This window comes from Peribacillus sp. RS7 (assembly GCF_041956845.1).
Classification (GTDB): domain Bacteria; phylum Bacillota; class Bacilli; order Bacillales; family DSM-1321; genus Peribacillus.
This window is the reverse complement of the sequence record NZ_CP168135.1, coordinates 2809574-2828388: the sequence shown is the minus strand read 5'-3', so window position 1 is coordinate 2828388 and position 18815 is coordinate 2809574. Positions and strand designations below refer to the sequence as shown.

Sequence of the window (18815 nt, the reverse complement as noted above, 5' to 3'; positions counted from 1 at the left end):
TTAATTTTGTTGATACTTATACTTTACATGCCCATCCTTACAGCATGGTTATGCCAACCTTACAGCAAGCTTAAATCCATAAAAAAAACGCCTTCTTTTGAAAAGAAGACGTTTTTTCATTATGAATTTTTCAAACACCATCAAAGGACTTAATAATTACGATATTAGAGTATGCCCCTTATCATTTAACTTTGCTTCAATAGCCTGCGATCGATTACAAAATTCCCAAACGGGATGAATGAAACGATGAAGATCAACGCCATTTTTAAAAAGGACCATTTTGATATAATGCTCACATAGAGCAGTAAAAGCCCAAACACGACAAATAAGAAACCATGGATGCTGCCCAAAATGAGTGTTGCTTCCCCAATATCCAATATGTACTTAATGGGCATACCAATGGCAAGCAATAGAACATATGAAATCCCCTCAATTATTGTAATAAACCGAAACCAACCAATAGCTGTCGAAAACATTCGCTCATCCCCTTATTCATTGTACAAGAACGACACACAAACAGACTTCCAGCTTCTTGTCCCCAATCCAAAATATGTTACTCTATCATATTATATTACTGGAAGATCCACTAATAAATAGTACCAGGAACCGTTTCCTAAAATTAAACTTGCAAAAGCCCAATCCAAGGATTGGGCCTGTTAACAACGTAAGGGGTTCAACTTTACTTAAAGACGTTCAATTCCGAAACCAATTCGCTCCCTCATCCATGTGCACGAAGGGAATATCCGTATCAATTACACCTTTGATTCGTTCTAACTCAACATCTTCCCCTTCGAGCCATTTCGCAAAATCTATTGAAGTCGGCTCCTGGTTCCCACCCAAAGCGATCCAGGCTTTCATCTCCTTAGGTAAATAAGCGGATGTATGAATCGTTCCCGCCCAGCTGCTATATAAATCCGAGAAGACGCCTTGATTGGTATCATTAAACAACCTATAAGCATCGTAGGCAGATGAAAGGTTCCCTTCATGATCTTGTATAATTTCCAATCGGCGTTTCGAATCGATAAGATGGTTACGATTTTCATGTTTCATGATTTCAAAATGATTGGTACAGGCATTTGACGTGCGCACCTCTACATTTCTCGGAGAGGTTTCCACAATATAGGTACTTCCGCTTTTATCATAGACGACGTAAGTGAAAGAATGACGATGCGGGATTTCCTTCAACATCGCGACCGCTTCCTGAACGTTCGCACAAGATTCAACAATCAGCCTGCCAATCATGCAACAAATGAACCCATCACCAGGGTTCTTGCGATTCATGAAGTTATAGCCTATCACCAAACCTTTTTCGTTCATTCCATCCATCCGGCCAGTCCCTCGCTGACTCGGGCCGATGCTTGAATACCCTCGATCGCTTGGCTGGAATAAGACATAGCGCCCTTCATATGTCTTTGGATGGTAATCATAATTGCGAATCAGATAATCATCGCCTGTCATGATGGAGCACCCCGACCGAACATAATCCAAACGGTATCCCCCGAACTCCTGCAACACGCGTTCAATTGGCCATTTAAGCGCATCTTGCAACCCCAGTAATTCCTCCCAAACTCCAGGGGCGAATTGTGTAATCGCCTTCTTGACCTCTTCCTCTTCAACCGTAAACCGAGGCTGCCGGATCTTCCACTGATCTTCACGATTTTTTACCGTTAGTGAATCTTTTAATTCCTCCCCTTGCATGTATCCAAACTCATAATGTGTACCCCGAAATTGTATGACATCACTATATATTTCCTTCACGGCTTATCCCTCATTTACAGTAGTTACTATTCAAATTAAGAATACTTGAAGTAATGTTGAAAATAAAGAAGATAAGCGTTTAATTTTCATATGTCAGTAGTTCAGATAAGAAGACCAGATAGGGCTGTTGCAATTACGTAATATCAATTTCAAAATAATTGATATTACGGTGTTAGTTAAGATAGTTTGCCTATAATTTGATTTACCTTAAAAATGAAAATAGCCCCTTTCAAATAAAAGAAGAACCTATTTTATCAGAGTTTCATGTGGAATTAATTTTATTAAGCCTCAATATTTATTGTCTTTTAGAATTACTCTGTAATGAAATTCAAAGATTCCTCATAGTACTTCTTTATATCAACTACATCAAATCCCACAAATTCTAAATAACCATAGTCCGAGAAACAAAATTCAATTCCTTTAAAACTAAACTTACTTTTTATATCATTTTCCGTTAAGCGGAATGAAAATTCCTCTCCATTTTCACTATAAATTTTCCTACTTCCAGCTATTTTAGACAACTCTATCCCTACTATCCTACCACCTTCATCAATATCTAATCCTAGATTTCATTTTTTTGCCTACTTCCACCTTGATTTAGGTCTTGCTGTTTTATAGATAGTGATTAATGAGCTACCTTTTGTTACTGCAGAGCGCTTATACCGGAGAAAGAAAATTAAAGCGAGGGATTTAAAGGTTAGCAGCATTGTATTATCAATACAATGCTCCCTTATCATTTGATTTTGCAAATAAAAATAAAGCCCTCTCCTTTAGAGAAAGACTTTAGTAACAGGAATGCCAATTAATGTAGCTCACTAATATTGTATTTATTCATTTGGTTTTTTTTTTAAGCATACACAAAATGAGTAAGGGTAATTAATTTGAATTACTATTCTCCCATAATCTAAAAATATATCAAAATAAAAATTTACTATAATTACAATTATATTTAGTTACTATATACTTACTTTTTGTATCATTTTTACATTTATGGGGTGGTTTTATAAAAAATATTTTTTTGGAATTTTTGTCATCGTTATAATTATCGGTATTTCAATTTATTTATTTTATGGTGACAATCAAAAATCCTACGAAAATCATAGCAAAGCTGACCTTGAATGGTTAAGTAAAAAGGATGGACAATTAAATTCGTGGGGAAGAGAAAGCTTAAAATTAGAAGTTGAAAATGTAGAAGATAAACAGATGGTTAAAGTAGCAATACTAGATAGTGGAATCGAAAAGAAACATGAAGATTTAGTTGGTAGAGTTGTTAGAGAGTATAACGCAATAAATCCTCAAGAAAAAGTAGAAGATATATATGGTCATGGTACTGCGGTTGCCGGAATAATAGCTGCCAATAATAATACCCTAGGGATTAAGGGGATTGTGCCAAACATTGATATTTATTCTATCAAAGTATTGTCTGATAACGGTAAAGGTAACATAGAAGCATTATCCAAAGGCATTGACTGGGCAATAAAAAACAATGTGGATTTAATAAATATTAGTTTTGGAATGCCTTATGATAAACCTGAGTTGAAAAAGGTAATTAATAAAGCAGTTGAAGCAGGAATAATTATAGTAGCTTCTGCAGGAAATAAATATGGTTTAAAGAGTGATTATCCAGCTAGCTATGATAATGTTATTTCAGTAAATGCAGTAACTGCAGATTTGAAAATTGCAAGTTTTTCTGCAAAAGGAAAAATTGATTTTGTAGGACCAGGTGTAGATATAATAACAACAACTTCAAACAACAATTATGGACATGTAGAAGGGACTTCTATTGCAGCAGCATATGTAACTGGTTCAATAGCCAATTTACTTACACATAAAAATAAATTTAATATACCTGATCGATATGATCCTACATACCACGATAAAGTATATAAAGTATTAAAGAAAAAGTCTTTGGAATTAGGAGACGAAAATATTTATGGTCATGGTTTAATTCAACTATAGGGAGGAAAAATTATGAAATTAAGCAAATTAGTTTCTATATTGCTAGTGTTAACTTTAGTTTTTAGTTCGATTCCATTTATCAATGTGTCATTTGCAGAAGGGGATAGTTCAAATCTTACAAATGACTCAGCGGTAGAAACTGTCGAAAATTCAGATAAAGAAATTACAGTGCAAACAACAGTCGAAGAAGAGGATACTGTTGTTAAAGCTACGCTTGATAAAGAAAGTAACGAATTTACTATTGTTTCAAGTGAACCAAATGAAACTGGAGAGATTGTAAAAAAAACGTATAATGTCATAGTTGAAGAAGCTACAGATAAAGAATTCATAGCAACATTTATTGATACTGAGAATGGAGAGGAATATAATGTTAATTCAAATGAATTTGAAGCCTCACTTGTGTGGTTTATTCCTCTAGGTGTAGTATTAGGGGAAGCCTTAATTGCTCACCTGATTTCTGCTGGATTGGCTGTAGTTATTGCTGGTGTAACTTATACCGCTGTAAAAGAGGTATCAAGCAAACTTAAAAAGCAAAAACATAAACACTATATGGCTATGCTAACTAAGGGCGATTTATATATTGGAAATTCATTTTCAAAAACACAAGCAGTTTCTCGACTAAAATCTTCAGATAAAAAAAATAACAATGTTTGGTCTGTTTCGTATACTGATGCCGCAACCATAGCACGGGAGGCTGGGAAAAACAAAACACCAATTGGTCCTGAAAGAGACAAAGGTAAATCTTCTGCAGAAGGTTATTATCACCACTTCCACTTATATAATCGTACTGGTGGCCATTCATTTTATTATTAAAAGGATGATATAAATTATGGATGTAAAAATTGAAGAACTATACAAGAAATATCTTAACCGTTCGATACCAAATAAATTTTTATTATCTGATGTAGAAGATGTTCTAATAAATGAATATCTTGCTAAATCACTAGATAAAAAAGAGATGGCTTTTCTAGTTGATCCAAAAGAATTGGATTATTATAATAAGTGTTACATCATTGATAATGTTGAAATTCTACACAACTTATTTACAGATCAAGAAAAAAGTGATTTTCTAAGTTTAAAAGAATTAAACAAACAATATACACTTGATCCTTCTGAAACTACAAAAGCAGAAATCGAATATACTCTTATTCAAGAAGGAGAATATTTGGTGATATTTTTAGGAGTTGACAGTGATGGTTACATTAAAGATTTCAAAACAATTGGGAATAGCGAGAGATTATTTCATAGATTAGTCGTCTTAATGGGAATCGAAAAAGAAGATTGCAACCTGAAAAATAGAGATTTTCATGATTATTTAGAAGCCCTTTCAAATTTAGGCTACTTAGATTAATTGTGGCCATTACCGCAAAAAGCAAATGAAAATACAATTCCGCTTTGCTAACGAAAGATAGCTTCCTAAATATTGACTTAAAGAAAAAATAGTAACGAGTAAAGTCCTTTCTAAAGTAGATCCTACACTTATTAGACTATATTAATAAAAAGTCGATTCCTAAATGTTTAGGGTCGATTTTTTTTTGCTGAAGTAATTAAATGGGGGTATTATAGGAGTGATTTATAATAGTATCTTTCTCATAATGCAGTCCAACTTAGGTCACTCGCTTTAAAATCAATCCTATTTAGATCAATCTTGTCCAACTTCGTTCTATGCGGATTCTATTGCATCATTTTTCTATTTCGGCTAAGTTGATTACCATACACAATATACCAAATGAAATAATACTCTGACCAAGTAATCTCATCCTAAACTCGATATTTTCATCAAAAGTTGAAAATAAGATAAGCCTTTAAATTTATGAAACAACTCACCACCCCGTACCTCCTTCATAATCTGTAACTAGGCATATATATGAGGGGGACGGATCATGGAGATGGAATTAACGGCACTCCATTGGATTTATGTTGTATTCATTGCATTGATAATCGGGTTTATGGTAAAACGTCGTGATACTACCCTCATCTGCATAATTGGTATTTTCCTTTTGGCTTTAGTGGCTACAGGCAGTTTAGCATCCTCCATAAGCGGGATATTCAACAGCTTCATTTTCGCAATCACGGAATTAATGTCCACGATATTAATCATTTCCATCATAGTTGCCATGAGCACGGTTTTAACGAAGTCCGGCATTAATGATGTCATGATTGCACCGTTTGCTAAATTCATTAAAAATCCTACACTTGCCTTTTGGGTAATCGGGATCGTCATGATGATCATATCCTGGTTTTTCTGGCCATCACCGGCCGTTGCCTTACTCGGGGCTGTTTTGCTCCCTGTTGCATTACGGGCTGGTTTACCTGCGTTAGGCGTAGCGATGGCGATGAACCTTTTTGGTCACGGAATAGCATTATCAGGGGACTTCATCATTCAAGCTGCACCTAAACTAACTGCGGATGCCGCTTCAATACCAGTCGGTGATGTCATCGCCGCGAGTATTCCCCTTGTCATTACAATGGGGGTCGTTACCACCCTTTCCGCCTTTCTCCTTTTAAAGCGGGATATGAAACTTGGAAGAATCAAGGCGGCGGATAATGAGGGAATCGTCCAAGATCAAACAATCAGTGAAGATCTGCTCACACTGGGACAAAAGAAGTTTTTTGCCGTTTTCATTCCGATCGCCTTTCTGTTGGATGTTGTGGCATTGTCGATTTTGAAGCTCCAGGGCGGAGATGCAACGGCGTTGGTTGGCGGTACAGCCGTTTTCATTTTGCTGATTTTATCCCTTGTCACACATAAACAACAAGGACTTGAAAAATCAACGGCCTATTTAATTCAGGGTTTTCAATTTGGCTTCAAAGTATTCGGACCAGTCATACCAATCGCTGCTTTCTTCTATTTAGGTGATTCTGGATTCAATCAGATCGTCGGGGACTATTTACCAAAAACATCCCTCGGCATCGTCAATGACCTCGGTGCCGCATTAGCGGCCTCCGTTCCTTTAACGAAAGAAATAGCCGCTGTCACATTAACGGGAATCGGTGCGATCACTGGGTTGGATGGTTCGGGATTCTCAGGCATTTCTTTAGCGGGATCGGTCGCCAAACTATTTGGAACGGCAATCGGAAGCGGAACCGCCACCTTGACTGCACTCGGGCAAATAACCGCGGTTTGGGTTGGCGGAGGTACCCTGATTCCATGGGCATTGATACCTGCCGCCGCCATATGTAACGTCAGTCCCTTTGAACTTGCCCGCCGGAATCTGCTTCCGGTAACCATTGGTTTGGCAGTTACTACGATAGTCGCGATGTTTCTCATTTAATTGTCTACATCGATGTTTATAGGCTCTAAAGCACGGAACGGCCTCTCTATTTCCATTCCCATATTTATAAGGAGGTTCGGTTAGTCTCACCCCTAACCTGAAAATGACTTGGTTATCCTTCATGTTTTTTTTCTTTTTTATTTGGAGTGATTGAAGAAATTTACGACACTCCTGCCGAATAACTGGCTAGCCGAGCCCCTGAGACGTTTACTTTGATGAGGCTTGGCAGACAGTCGGTGGAAAGGGAGTGGATTTCTGAAATCAACTGGAACTTTTTTAATTTGTCTACAATGTGAAAGGACTGAATAAATCAGTCCTTTCACATTGTAGATCGGGTTTCATGCATATCCAAGCGGATAATTCCAAACTCACATTATATTAAATTATTTTGACTTCTGAAACTAATTGGCGGAACAAATCTCGGTTGGCACAAGACAGTCAGCAACCTTAAATCAGAACTTCACAACGACTATTGAGTAAATACTCTTGAATGATTTTTAAAACAAGATCCTGGTTTTGCTTTATATAGAAATGATCACCCTTTAATATATGCAACCCTTCAATATGTTCAATGTATTCATTCCAGCTTTCGATACTTTCCTTCGTCACAGTATCATCCGAGCCCAAAAGCAAAACGCCCTTATTTCCCACCTTTTTATTGCGCTTTTTTTCATGGTGATAGTTGGCTAAAACATTCAAATCCGACTGGATTATCGGAAGGAATATATTCATGAAATCTTCGGTTTCTAGGAGTTCCTTGTTCGTTCCCCCGATTTTTTCAAGCGATTGCTTTAAATGTTTTGCATTAGAGCAATCGATTTGATCTACTTTATAATTTGGAGACGATTTACTTGAAATGAATATATGCTCTACTTTTTTAGCATATCTCTGCTCTAATTTTGCCGCAATTTCATAGGCTACGATCGCACCCATGCTATGTCCAAACAAAGAGATGCTTTCCAGTGAATCCATTTGATGTTTCGTTTCCATTTCTTTCATTAATATATCCGTTAAATCCGCCATATGGTCACACAATGGTTCACTATATTTACTGCCATGTCCTGGGTATTCCAGCGGGATTACCTCTATCACATCATCAAATTTCCATTCTCTATAAAAAGATGCACTTCCCCCGGCATAAGGGAAACAAAAAAGTGTTTTCTTCAGCCCTTCCATCCCCCTTCTCCATGATCAATTATTTCAGCATGAACTTCATAAAGCTTTCAACATACCTTGAATTGATTTCCGGCATTTTCATTGATAGTAATTCCATTTCCTTCTTGGTTTTCAATTGCAGGATTTCCGACTCTTTTAATTTTGTTGATTCATCAATTAACTGTGACAAAGCACTTAATGAATGAATCTCGTTAGATTGTGTCTTTTCTTTTAATGATTGTAACCATTCTTCCAAATCCATGTTGGAGTAAGGTATTTCTTTTTTTTCGAAGAAGGAGGTCACGAATTCACTTGAAACCCTCTGATCATTGAACATATGATAGATCCCGAGCTTCTGATTCGCATTCAATCTTGATATTTTGTAAATGAACTCACTTACAAAGTCGACTGGCATCAATTCAAAATGAATTTCCTCTTTAAATGGCAATATCCTTTGTTCAATAAATGATTCAAAAACCTTGTACAACATATCCTTCTCGTTCCAAACCCCGTTTGAATTAGATGAAATCCTGCCTAATCGGAAAATATCGATTGTCAGTCCATGTTCCCTTGCTTGAAGAAGCAATTTCTCGGCAACCCATTTGGACTGGCTGTACCCGATCATTAAATCAGGGGAGTAAACCAATTCGTCTTCCTCGTCCCATTTCCTTTCGCCGGTCAAGACAGAAAGCGTTGAGGCATAATAAATGTTTTTCCGAGTGTATGATGAAGCAAACTTAATAATCTCCACTACACCATCCACATTCGAAATCTTGGATTTGCTATATGGCTCGAAGAAATTCGTTTCGGCACCGACATGATACACATGTGAAACATCATTGCTTAATTTCTCATATGTCATATCATCCAAACCAAATTGATGCTTACTAAGATCACCTTCAATTACAACGATTCTACTTACGAAATCATCCTGCCAAAGACCATATTTCATTAAAGTATCTTTCAATCTATTTCTTGAAGGAAATCTAACCAAACAATAGATTTTGACATCTTCCAATTCCAGTAACAATTTATTTAATAGATGTGCCCCTAAAAACCCTGTTCCACCTGTAATCATCATATTTTTTTCAATCTCAACTGGTTTAGTGGATATTTCCCTTATTTTCCCCATCAACGCTGGAGCGAGCATGGAATCCTTCTCCATCACTGCTTCCATGCTGCCAGCTGAATCGACTTCAAGTGCCTCAACAAATTTATTGACTGTGTTATTTTCCATTAATACTTGTAAAGTGGCCTCAGGAAGTACGGTTTCCTTCATTACATAGACCAGTTTTGTAGCTAAAATGGAATGGCCTCCATTTTCAAAGAAGTTGTCGTCCAATCCTAGACTTGGATTTCCTAATACATTTCTCCAAATCTCCAATACTTCTTTTTTCTTTCCAGTTTCTTGATTGGCTAAGGAAGTTTTACTTTGCATGATATCCATTTCCAATAATTTGTCTTTATCCACTTTACCGTTGGCATTAAGCAGGAAATCATCCACTCTGACAAAAAAATGGGGAATCATATAATTCGGCAATTCATTGCTAAGATAATCTTTAATATCCTTTTCAGCGTTTTCCGCTTTTTCATCTTTATGTTTGTAATAAGCGATAACATAATTCTCACCATTGATGTTTTTAACAGCAACTACTGAACTTTCAATCCTCATGTATTTATCAAGCTTTTCCTGAATTTCATTCAGTTCAATTCTAAAGCCGCGAATTTTCACTTGACTGTCTTTTCGGCCTTTGTACAGGATTTCACCATTGTGTAACCGGACGCCATGATCACCTGTTTTGTACCACTTCGCCTGATTCAAATCATCCATGAGCAAAGCTTGTTCCGTTAATTGCGGCTGATTTAGATAGCCCCTCATGACCCCTTGACCGCCAATGTAGATCTCGCCTATTTCCCCATCCTCTACCTCTACTTGTTCTTCAGATAGAATCTTGATTTCTACATTGCTTAACGGCTTTCCAATGGGAATAACATCTGCATCTTTGTCTTCGACCTCATGGCAAATGGCAAAAGTCGTGCATTCAGTTGGTCCATACCCATTAATCAAGGCAAAATGACCGATTGTTTGCTTCAATCTTTTCACATGGGAAACCGAGATTTTATCTCCGCCAACCACAATTTTCTTTAATCCTTCAAAAATTAATGGATCCTCATCAACCATTGCATTGAAAAGACCTGTCGTAAAAAAAGCTACATCCACCTTTCCAATGGATATCGCTTCTTTCCAATCATCAAAAGAAGTGAACTCATTCGACATCAAGAATAAAGTTGCGCCATTCAATAAAGCTCCCCATATCTCAAAAGTTGCGGCGTCAAAGCATGGGTTGGAAAATTGAGCCACTCTATTATTTTCGTTTATTTCAAGTATTTCAGAGTTCAATACTAAATTGACTACACTCTTATGCTCTATCATCACACCTTTTGGCTTTCCAGTCGTTCCTGATGTATAGATAACATATGCGAGACCATTCTCCGAAGAACGATTAACGGGAATGTGCCCTTCCCTGCTTAGTTCATTAATCTCAAATGGAATTGGTTCAATATCCAATTCACGGAGCTTCCCTTCTTGGCCATTAAACGATAAGAAGAACTTCATATCCGTATCTGCAAGCATATATTCCAATCTTTTTAATGGGTACTTTTCGTCTATCGGAACATAGCAACAGCCTGACTTTATTATGGCAAGCATTCCGATGATCAGTTCAATGGACCTTTTGCTTGGAATCCCGATCATTGTTTCTTCTTGAAACCCCAAATCAATGATCCTTTTGGCAAGATTATCTGAAAGAATATCTAATTCTTTATAAGTAATTTGCCTGTCATTTTCACAAAGAGCCGCTTTCGACTGATTATCTTCCACGATTTTTATAAAAGCTTCAGTTATTGACATCAATTTATTCGTCGTCATCGATTTGCTTATCATCGGGCCCCAACTTTCAAGTGATTTATTAATTTACCAATAGATAGTAGTTTTTCATCTTCTGTTAGTTTTAAGAATATTTCCTGCATGGAATCCATAAAACGCAAAATTTCATTTTCATCGAATTTACTTTCTTTATAAATGATTTTATAATGCAGCTTGGATTGCACTACAGCCGCAGAGAACGTAAGATCAAAATTGGTCGATTCACTTCCAACTGAATTTTCGATCATGATTTGCGAATCCTCTGCCAGTTCTGTGCTCGGATAATTTTCGAATACAAATATATGTTGGAATAATTCCTTATCCCATGGAGTTTCAGCGTATCTCTTTATATCCGTAAGTGAACTGAACTCAAACTCTCTCATTTGTAATTGCTTTTTTTGAATAGCAGTTAGATAGGATTGTAAATCATCATCCCAATCGATTTTCAAAGAGAATGGCAGGGTATTGATCAATAAGCCTACAGCTGATTCAATATGCGGAATGCTGAGGTTCCTTCCTGAGCTTGTTACCCCATAGCATACTGAGTCGCTTTCACTCAGGTAGGATAGAACCATGCTCCAAACTCCTTGAACAACGGTATTAATTGTCTTTCTATGCCGCTTGGATAATTCTATTAATCTTTCGCTAATCTCTTCAGGTAAGCTATATTCAATAACTTTATCCGATGTAGAAGCTTCCTTATCCGTTTTATTACTCACAAGTGCTTTTACTTGTTCGAAATCCCTCAATTCTTTCTTCCAAAAAGCTGCTTCTTCCTGTTTATTAATATTCCTGACATGATTCATGACGTGTTTATAAGCATTCTTATGTTCATCACTGTCATTTGTCGTATTGGATGGGTTTCGGTAATTATCCAAAAAATGATTAATGACAATTTGCAGGCTCCAGCCATCTATTAAAGCATGATGATGTGTCCATATGAATTTATAGCGATGATTCGATAGCTGAATCAAAGTGATGTTCATGAGCGGGCCATTCTCTAAATCCGTTTGTCTGTTTTTGCTATGCTCTAAAAGATTTTCTATCTTGGATTCTGACTCGACTTCACTAAACATCGTTAGATCCACATGATTAAACACATAATAAATGTCATTAAGTATGATTTGATAACGGTCCCCCAATTGATTGCGCCTGAAAACGGATCTTAGAACGTCGTATTTTCTGCAGGTTTCATTCCAGGCTTCTTCTAATTTAACCAAGTCCAGATCACCTACTAAATCAATGGATAGCTGTGAAATATATTCAGGACTTTGGGTTACTTCGCTATGGAATAACATTCCTTCTTGAAGTGATGTCACTGGGTAAATCTCTTCAATGTTATTGAACTTATTAATGAAATGGGTGATCGTGCTTCCATCGACTATTTTCTCAGTTTCAAAATCCGTTTCGACAATAGAGTCATTCAAATCTGCACTTCCACTTAAAATTTTGTTTAAGTGTACTTCAACTTCTTTACATATCATTCGGAAGTTTTCATTGCTGCTATCGCCAATAATATTCAGCATGAGTCTATTGTTTACGATGCTGGCGACAAAATTGAGTTTATATGGAAATTTATAGTTCAAATCGATATTGCTGCTATTGGTTTGTTCCATATCACCAGTGTTATTAAACTGACCTAGATAGTTGTAACTCACGAGGCTATCTGGATAGTTATGATTCCGATTGGAAATATACTTTAGGATTCCAAAGTCAAACCCTTTGTTTGGCACATTTCTTAATATGCTTTTTGTATTTCTCAAGGTTGAGCCTAAAGTCGCCATTCCTTTCATCCTTACTGGATAAATCGAGGTGAACCACCCTACCGTCCTTGATAAATCAATATCATCCTCAATATCCTCTCTGCCATGTCCTTCTAAATCGAGCCAAAATTCATTGACTCCCATTCGATTGGAAAGTGCATGTGCGATAACGGATAATAAAACTTCATCAATCGTCGTTTTATGTTTTCTTAAAGTGTTTTTAATGAGGTTTTGTGTTTGGGCCTCATCCACTTGTATTTTAAACATGTTTTCAAAATCACACGTTTCTCCTAAGTCTTCCGTCAGCGGAGAAACTGGAACATTCATTTCCTTTTCCCAATATTGAACGGCCTCTTCCGACAGGTCAGTGTTCTTGAATTCGTTTAGTTTCTCGGACCATTGTTTATAAGAAGTCGTTTTTAAAGGCAGTGATGGTTCTTGTTCATTCTTTATCTGTTGATAGCACCTTTCGAAATGTTCAAGGAGTATCCTCCACGAAACACCATCAACCACAAGGTGATGAATCACCCAAAAAACCCTTACCTCCCTTTGATTCCTGAATAGAAGGAACTTCATCAAAGGGCCATTGTGTATATTTAAACTTTGTTGGGCGTTTTCTTCTAGCTCATTAATTTCCTTCAAGCTTTTTTCATCTTTAAAACTTGAAACATGATACTCATGAAAACTGCAAGCTGTATCAGCATTTGAAATATTGCCAATATATGAATCATTATGTTTTTCAAATAATGTCCTTAAAACGTCGTGCTGATCAATTAATTTCATGATGATTTTTTTATATTGTTCAGTCGTCAACGTATTATCCTTCATCAAAACGACTGACTGATTCCAATGATGGATATTCTCATGATTTTCATTAAAAAACCAAGATTGAATAGGCGTCAACGGGACATAACCTGATACTGTTTCTTGAACCACTTGTTTTTGCTCCAGCTCATTTACAATATTCCCTAGCTCACGGACCGTTTGGCATTCAAATAGATCTTTAGGAGTTATAAATAAGTCTTTTTCTTTTGCGGCAGAGCATATTTGAATACTGATGATTGAATCACCGCCACAGTCAAAAAAGTTATCCTCCGGTCCTATAGTCGGATCGTTTAAAACATTTCTCCAGATTGTCAGAAGCTCTGTTTCAGTTTTGGACAATTCTTGCACGTCCAGCACTTTTTCCTTCCTCTCATCAAACTGTTCCGTCCATTTCGGCAGGGATTTCCGATCAACTTTTCCATTCGGCGTCAAAGGAAATTTATCCTGTTGCATAAAATGAGCAGGAATCATGAAAGCAGGCAGTGTTTCTTTCAATCGTCTTCTGATTGAATCTATAGAAACCTCATCATTCACCGTATAATAAGCAATTAGCCTTTTATTCTCAAATCCATCTTCCATTACCGTTACATAACTATCCTTGATTTCTGCTATTTTTCGTAATGAAACATTAACCTCCGATAGTTCAACACGGTATCCTCTTATTTTCACTTGATCGTCCGCCCTGCCTATATAAACTAATTCTCCAGCTTTGTTATGTTTAACTAAATCCCCAGTTCTGTATACTTTTTCGGCAGGGTTGAATGGATTGGATATGAATCTTTCATTTGTCAGGCTCTCATTATTCAAATATCCCCTTGCTAACCCAATTCCTCCAACGTAAAGTTCACCAACTGACCCTGCCGGCACTAGTTTCCGGTTCTCGTCCAACACAAGTACAACCGTGTTAGTCAAAGGCTTCCCGATCGATACGACGAATTCATCTGTAACATCCTCATTCGGGGGAAACATTTTAAAACTTGTACATACCGAATATTCCGTAGGCCCGTAGCCATTGAAAAACGATATATGTTTAAACTTTGAAACGAGCTCAACTGGACATTCAGAACCTGCAGATCCCAACACTTTAATAGTGCTCAATTCTATGATTGGCAGTTCTTTCAATACAGCAGGCGGTAAAATGATATGAGAAATTCCTTCACGCTTAATTTGTTCAACAAGCTTACTCATGTCAAATTGATTTTCTTTATCTACACTTATATGCAGCTCGGCACCGAATAATAGTGTGCTGAAAATCTCTATGACGGATGAATCAAAATTAAACGTAGCGAATTGCAGCACTTTAGCTGATGTATCCAAACACATCATTTCATTTTGGTTATAAACTAAGTTAATGATTCCTCTATGTTCTAACATGACTCCTTTTGGCCTGCCTGTCGTTCCCGAGGTATAAATGACATATGCTAAGTCTCTCTGATCCGCAATGTGAAGATTCGTTTCCATTAACAAATCCGTTTCTTTTTCAATATCTTCAAAATATATTATTTTGGATGAGTCAATCAAACCATTCTTTCCGAGTTCTTTGTGACTCAAGCAATAGGAAAGGGACGAATCTTCAACCATGTAGCTTAACCGTTCATCAGGATAATGAGGATCCAGTGGAACATACGCAGCACCAGCTTTAATTACTGCCAACATCCCTGTCACCATATCAATTGATCGATTCATATAAATTCCGATTCTTTCTTCTTTAGAAATCCCTTTGCTTAGTAAATAGTGTGAGAGTCGATTGCTCTTATCATTCAATTCGCGATATGTAATGGTTCTCGGACCATCAACAATGGCTATCTTATCAGGAAACCGCTCAACAACTTTATGGAAGGCTTCTGGGATTGTGTCATTGATCCCCTCAAAACGAATGGTTTCTCCCTGCCATTCTTCCAGTAATACTTTTTCCTGCCTCTTACTCACGACGGATACCTTGTCAATCGATCGTTCAGGGTGATAGGTAATTTTCCTAATCCACTCTAAGAAATTCTCAGCTAATATTTGAATCGTTTGTTCATTGAAGATCCCTGAATTATACTCAAAAGCGAATAAAAGCTTATCCTCATATTCTTCTGCAGCTAAACTCAAATCGAATTTTGCTGCCTTTGATTTTATTACTTCAGGCGTTATCTTTATGTATTCACTTTCTAATGAAGCTTTGGCATTATTTTGTAAAATAAAGACGGTTTGAAATAATGAAGTGCTTGCTAAATTTCTTTCAGGGTTAATGACTTCAACAATTTTCTCCAATGTCATTTGCTGATGATCATAGATGTCGATGATATGGTTTGTATTTCTTTGAAGAATCTCTTCGAATGTTTCCTCAAGTCCCAGCTTTAATCTAAAGGGCAGTGTATTGACAAAATAACCTATCGATTTTTCTGTTCCTTCAATCATTCTATTCGCCAAAGGACTTCCAACGATGATATCGTTTTGACCTGTATATTTTGCTAGAAAAGACTGGTACATCGTTAGCAGTGTCATGAATAATGTCGAGTTTTGTTCAAGGGACATCCGCTTTAAACCCTGGAGCTCTTCACTTGTTAGTTCCACTATGAAACTACTGCCATCGGTGCGGTTTTCTTTTGTACGTATCGTATCTAAAGGAAGCTCCAATTTAGGTAATTCCCCAGATAAGTTTGTTTTCCAAAATAGCGATTCTTCTTTAATGTTATGTTCTAACCAGCTTTTCTGCTCAAAGGCAAATTCCTTATATTGTTTAAAGTCGTTTTCAAGGATAAGTTCCTTTTCATTCACTTCACTGTCATAAAAAGATAACCATTCGTCTAAAAATATACTCACTGACCATCCGTCAAAAATGAAATGGTGGAGATTCACAAATAAAACAGACTCTTTTTCACTCAATTTAACCAGTTTCACTGTCATGAGAGGACCTTTTTCAATTTCAAAGATTTCCGATTGGACATCTTCTTCGATTTGCAGCATACGAGTCGTTTGCTGTTCTGGATTTAACGCAGAGAGGTCAATTTCACCTATTTTAATGTACAAATCTCCCTTGATTTCCTGATAGCCTTTCCCGGCATTTTCACGCACGGTGGTCCTTAAAATCTCATGTCTATTAACGACATGATTGACGGCTTTCTCCAATATTGAAGTTTCTACTGCACCAGTAATTTTATATTTCTGAGGGATATTATAATTGGCTGTCTTACCATTGAGTTTTTCGTTGAACCACAAAGCCTCTTGGTTACTGGATAAAACATGATCTTTTTGTTGTGCTTCACTGTGCTCTATGTCATGATCTGAAATTTCATTAATGATGAAGGCCGTCAACGATTCGACTGTTGAATTTTGAAAAATATTTTTCAAAGTTAAAATTTGATTGTATTCTTTGTTTAATTTCGTCAATAACTTCATGGCTAATATCGAGTGTCCGCCCACTTCAAAAAAATCGGCATCTTTATCGATTTGACTTGTTGATAAGACTTCCAAAAATGTCTTTTCCACGAAAGATGAAACTACTTCCGTTTTATCTTTCGGAGGCATATTCACTTCTGGAAAGATCTTATGACTTAGCAATTTCAATGTAGGATTTTCAAACAAATCGGCTAATTTCATATTCGCATCAAGTCTTTTATTTATTTTAGACACCAATTTCATGGCTGTTATCGAATGCCCGCCCAATTGAAAGAAATCAGAATCCTCATTAATCTCACTGTTCAAGAAAAACTCTTGCCATATTTCTTTAAGTTCTTGATTAACAGATGTAGATATGACCGCATGGTTACTTGTTGTTTGATGGTTCTTACTCACATTATTTTTTAGTTTTGAAAAATCAATATCGACATATATTTCGTCAATTTGCTGAGCTTTTGTAATTTGATGGGCAATCTGCATGAAGGCTGATTGGATATCATTTACTAATGAACGCTCTATGAAACAGCGATTAAAATACAATTTGCATTTAATCGTTTCTTTATTATCCTGGGCTTGTAATGATAATGGAAAGCTATGTGTCTCTTTTCCGCCTTCAATTTCCCAGTTAATGTCAAACCTCTCATTTTTCGCTTCCGGATAATTTTCATAAACAAATAAAGTTTCGAAAATTGGATCTTCCTTCTTTAATTTTGTATGCCTTTTGATATCCACTAAAGAAATTTGAGAGTAATCCAACATATTGTTTAATGTTTCCTGGAACCGTTTCAGTAAATCAGTAATGCTATCTGTATCGTTCATTTCAGCTATCATCGGAATCGTATTAATGAGTAGCCCAACAATTTCTTCGGATTTGAATAAGTTATTCGACCTGCCAGAGCTTACAATTCCAAAGACTATTTGATTTTGATTGGACATTTCCTTTAGGACGATCGACCAAATTAACTGCAATAATACATTAATCGTAACATGGTTTTTAGCGGCAAATTCTCTTAAAAGCTCACTCTGTTTTTTATCAAGCTCCCAAAACAGATCATTTTCCTCCTGGTTTTCCTTCACATGCTTCAGAACGGGGAATGTGATTGTCGGCTGCTCAATATCCTTTGCTAGCTCTTTCCAAAAACGGTTTAGCTCTTCCGCATCGATTTTATTCATATACCGGATAAAATCTCCATATTGCTTTGGCTTTTCAATAAGGCGTTTGGAGTCTTTTCCTACAATTCGGCTGTAAATAACAAAGAGTTCATCGATGACTATGCTGGTACTCCAGCCATCCAAAATTATATGGTGATGAGTCCAAATCAAGATATACTGATTTTCTTCAATTTTCACTAACTGGAGTTTCATCAAATTGGAGTTATTCACATCCATCTCCTGGGATTTGGATGTCACTCTCTGAATTTCATTTAATTGATCATGTTTACTCAACTCTGTCATATCGATTATTTCTGGTTGATAGTCCATTGCATTGAATACAACCTGAACATTGTTTTCGATATTTTTTGAGATGACCTTCATTCTTAATGCTTCATGACGTTCTACAACCTGACTCCACGCCTGGAATAATCCATTTACTTCAAGAGCGCCCGTTATCCTGATTCGCATTTGAGAAATGTAAAGGTTCTCTGCTGTATTGTTCATTTCCAGTTCATAAAGGATTCCTTCTTGAAGCGGAGTTAATGAGTAGATATTCTGAATAGATTTCTCCAATTTTGCGCCTCCCGATTCCATTATCTTCGTGTCATCCATACC

10 protein-coding genes are annotated in these 18815 nt (G+C 36.6%); 4 read left to right on the top strand and 6 right to left on the bottom strand.

What is annotated here, in order from left to right; genetic code table 11:
* Positions 1-185 precede the first annotated feature (185 nt).
* The 3 genes from ACDZ29_RS14185 to ACDZ29_RS14175 all read right to left on the bottom strand — a co-directional run bounded on the left by ACDZ29_RS14185 (position 186) and on the right by ACDZ29_RS14175 (position 2279).
* Positions 186-476: a DUF3817 domain-containing protein gene (locus ACDZ29_RS14185; protein ID WP_289317979.1), complete on the bottom strand. Its 291-nt coding sequence runs from the start codon at positions 474-476 to the stop codon at positions 186-188.
* 217 nt (positions 477-693) lie between these two features.
* Entirely contained in the window at positions 694-1758 is a 1065-nt protein-coding gene (locus ACDZ29_RS14180) for a C45 family autoproteolytic acyltransferase/hydolase (RefSeq protein WP_375087985.1), read from the bottom strand.
* A 311-nt stretch (positions 1759-2069) separates the two neighbouring features.
* A complete protein-coding gene (locus ACDZ29_RS14175; protein WP_375087984.1) occupies positions 2070-2279 on the bottom strand; it encodes a hypothetical protein in 210 nt (69 codons plus the stop codon).
* 469 nt (positions 2280-2748) lie between these two features.
* On the opposite strand from ACDZ29_RS14175, the gene ACDZ29_RS14170 reads away from it, so the two are divergent.
* The 4 genes from ACDZ29_RS14170 (at position 2749) to ACDZ29_RS14155 (ending at position 6992) form a co-directional block, all read left to right on the top strand.
* Positions 2749-3717 (top strand): S8 family serine peptidase, encoded by a 969-nt coding sequence (locus tag ACDZ29_RS14170; RefSeq protein WP_375087983.1) that lies wholly within the window; start codon positions 2749-2751, stop codon positions 3715-3717.
* Positions 3718-3729: 12 nt separating this feature from the next.
* A complete protein-coding gene (locus tag ACDZ29_RS14165) occupies positions 3730-4530 on the top strand; it encodes an SAR2788 family putative toxin (RefSeq protein ID WP_375087982.1) in 801 nt (266 codons plus the stop codon).
* 16 nt (positions 4531-4546) lie between these two features.
* Positions 4547-5068, top strand: a complete 522-nt coding sequence (locus tag ACDZ29_RS14160; protein WP_375087981.1) for a hypothetical protein — start codon at positions 4547-4549, stop codon at positions 5066-5068.
* Between the two features lie 532 nt (positions 5069-5600).
* On the top strand, positions 5601-6992 hold the full coding sequence (locus ACDZ29_RS14155; protein WP_375087980.1) for a hypothetical protein: 1392 nt from the start codon (positions 5601-5603) through the stop codon (positions 6990-6992).
* A 447-nt stretch (positions 6993-7439) separates the two neighbouring features.
* Here ACDZ29_RS14155 and ACDZ29_RS14150 read toward each other — a convergent pair whose 3' ends face one another.
* From ACDZ29_RS14150 to ACDZ29_RS14140, 3 genes are read right to left on the bottom strand one after another with little or no spacing between them, the layout of a single operon-like run.
* A complete protein-coding gene (locus ACDZ29_RS14150; RefSeq protein WP_375087979.1) occupies positions 7440-8168 on the bottom strand; it encodes a thioesterase II family protein in 729 nt (242 codons plus the stop codon).
* 19 nt (positions 8169-8187) lie between these two features.
* On the bottom strand, positions 8188-11076 hold the full coding sequence (locus ACDZ29_RS14145) for an amino acid adenylation domain-containing protein (RefSeq protein ID WP_375087977.1): 2889 nt from the start codon (positions 11074-11076) through the stop codon (positions 8188-8190).
* Between the two features lie 11 nt (positions 11077-11087).
* Positions 11088-18773 carry an amino acid adenylation domain-containing protein gene (locus tag ACDZ29_RS14140; protein ID WP_375087976.1) on the bottom strand — a complete coding sequence of 2562 codons (7686 nt, stop codon included), beginning with the start codon at positions 18771-18773 and terminating at the stop codon, positions 11088-11090.
* Between the last annotated feature and the right edge of the window lie 42 nt (positions 18774-18815).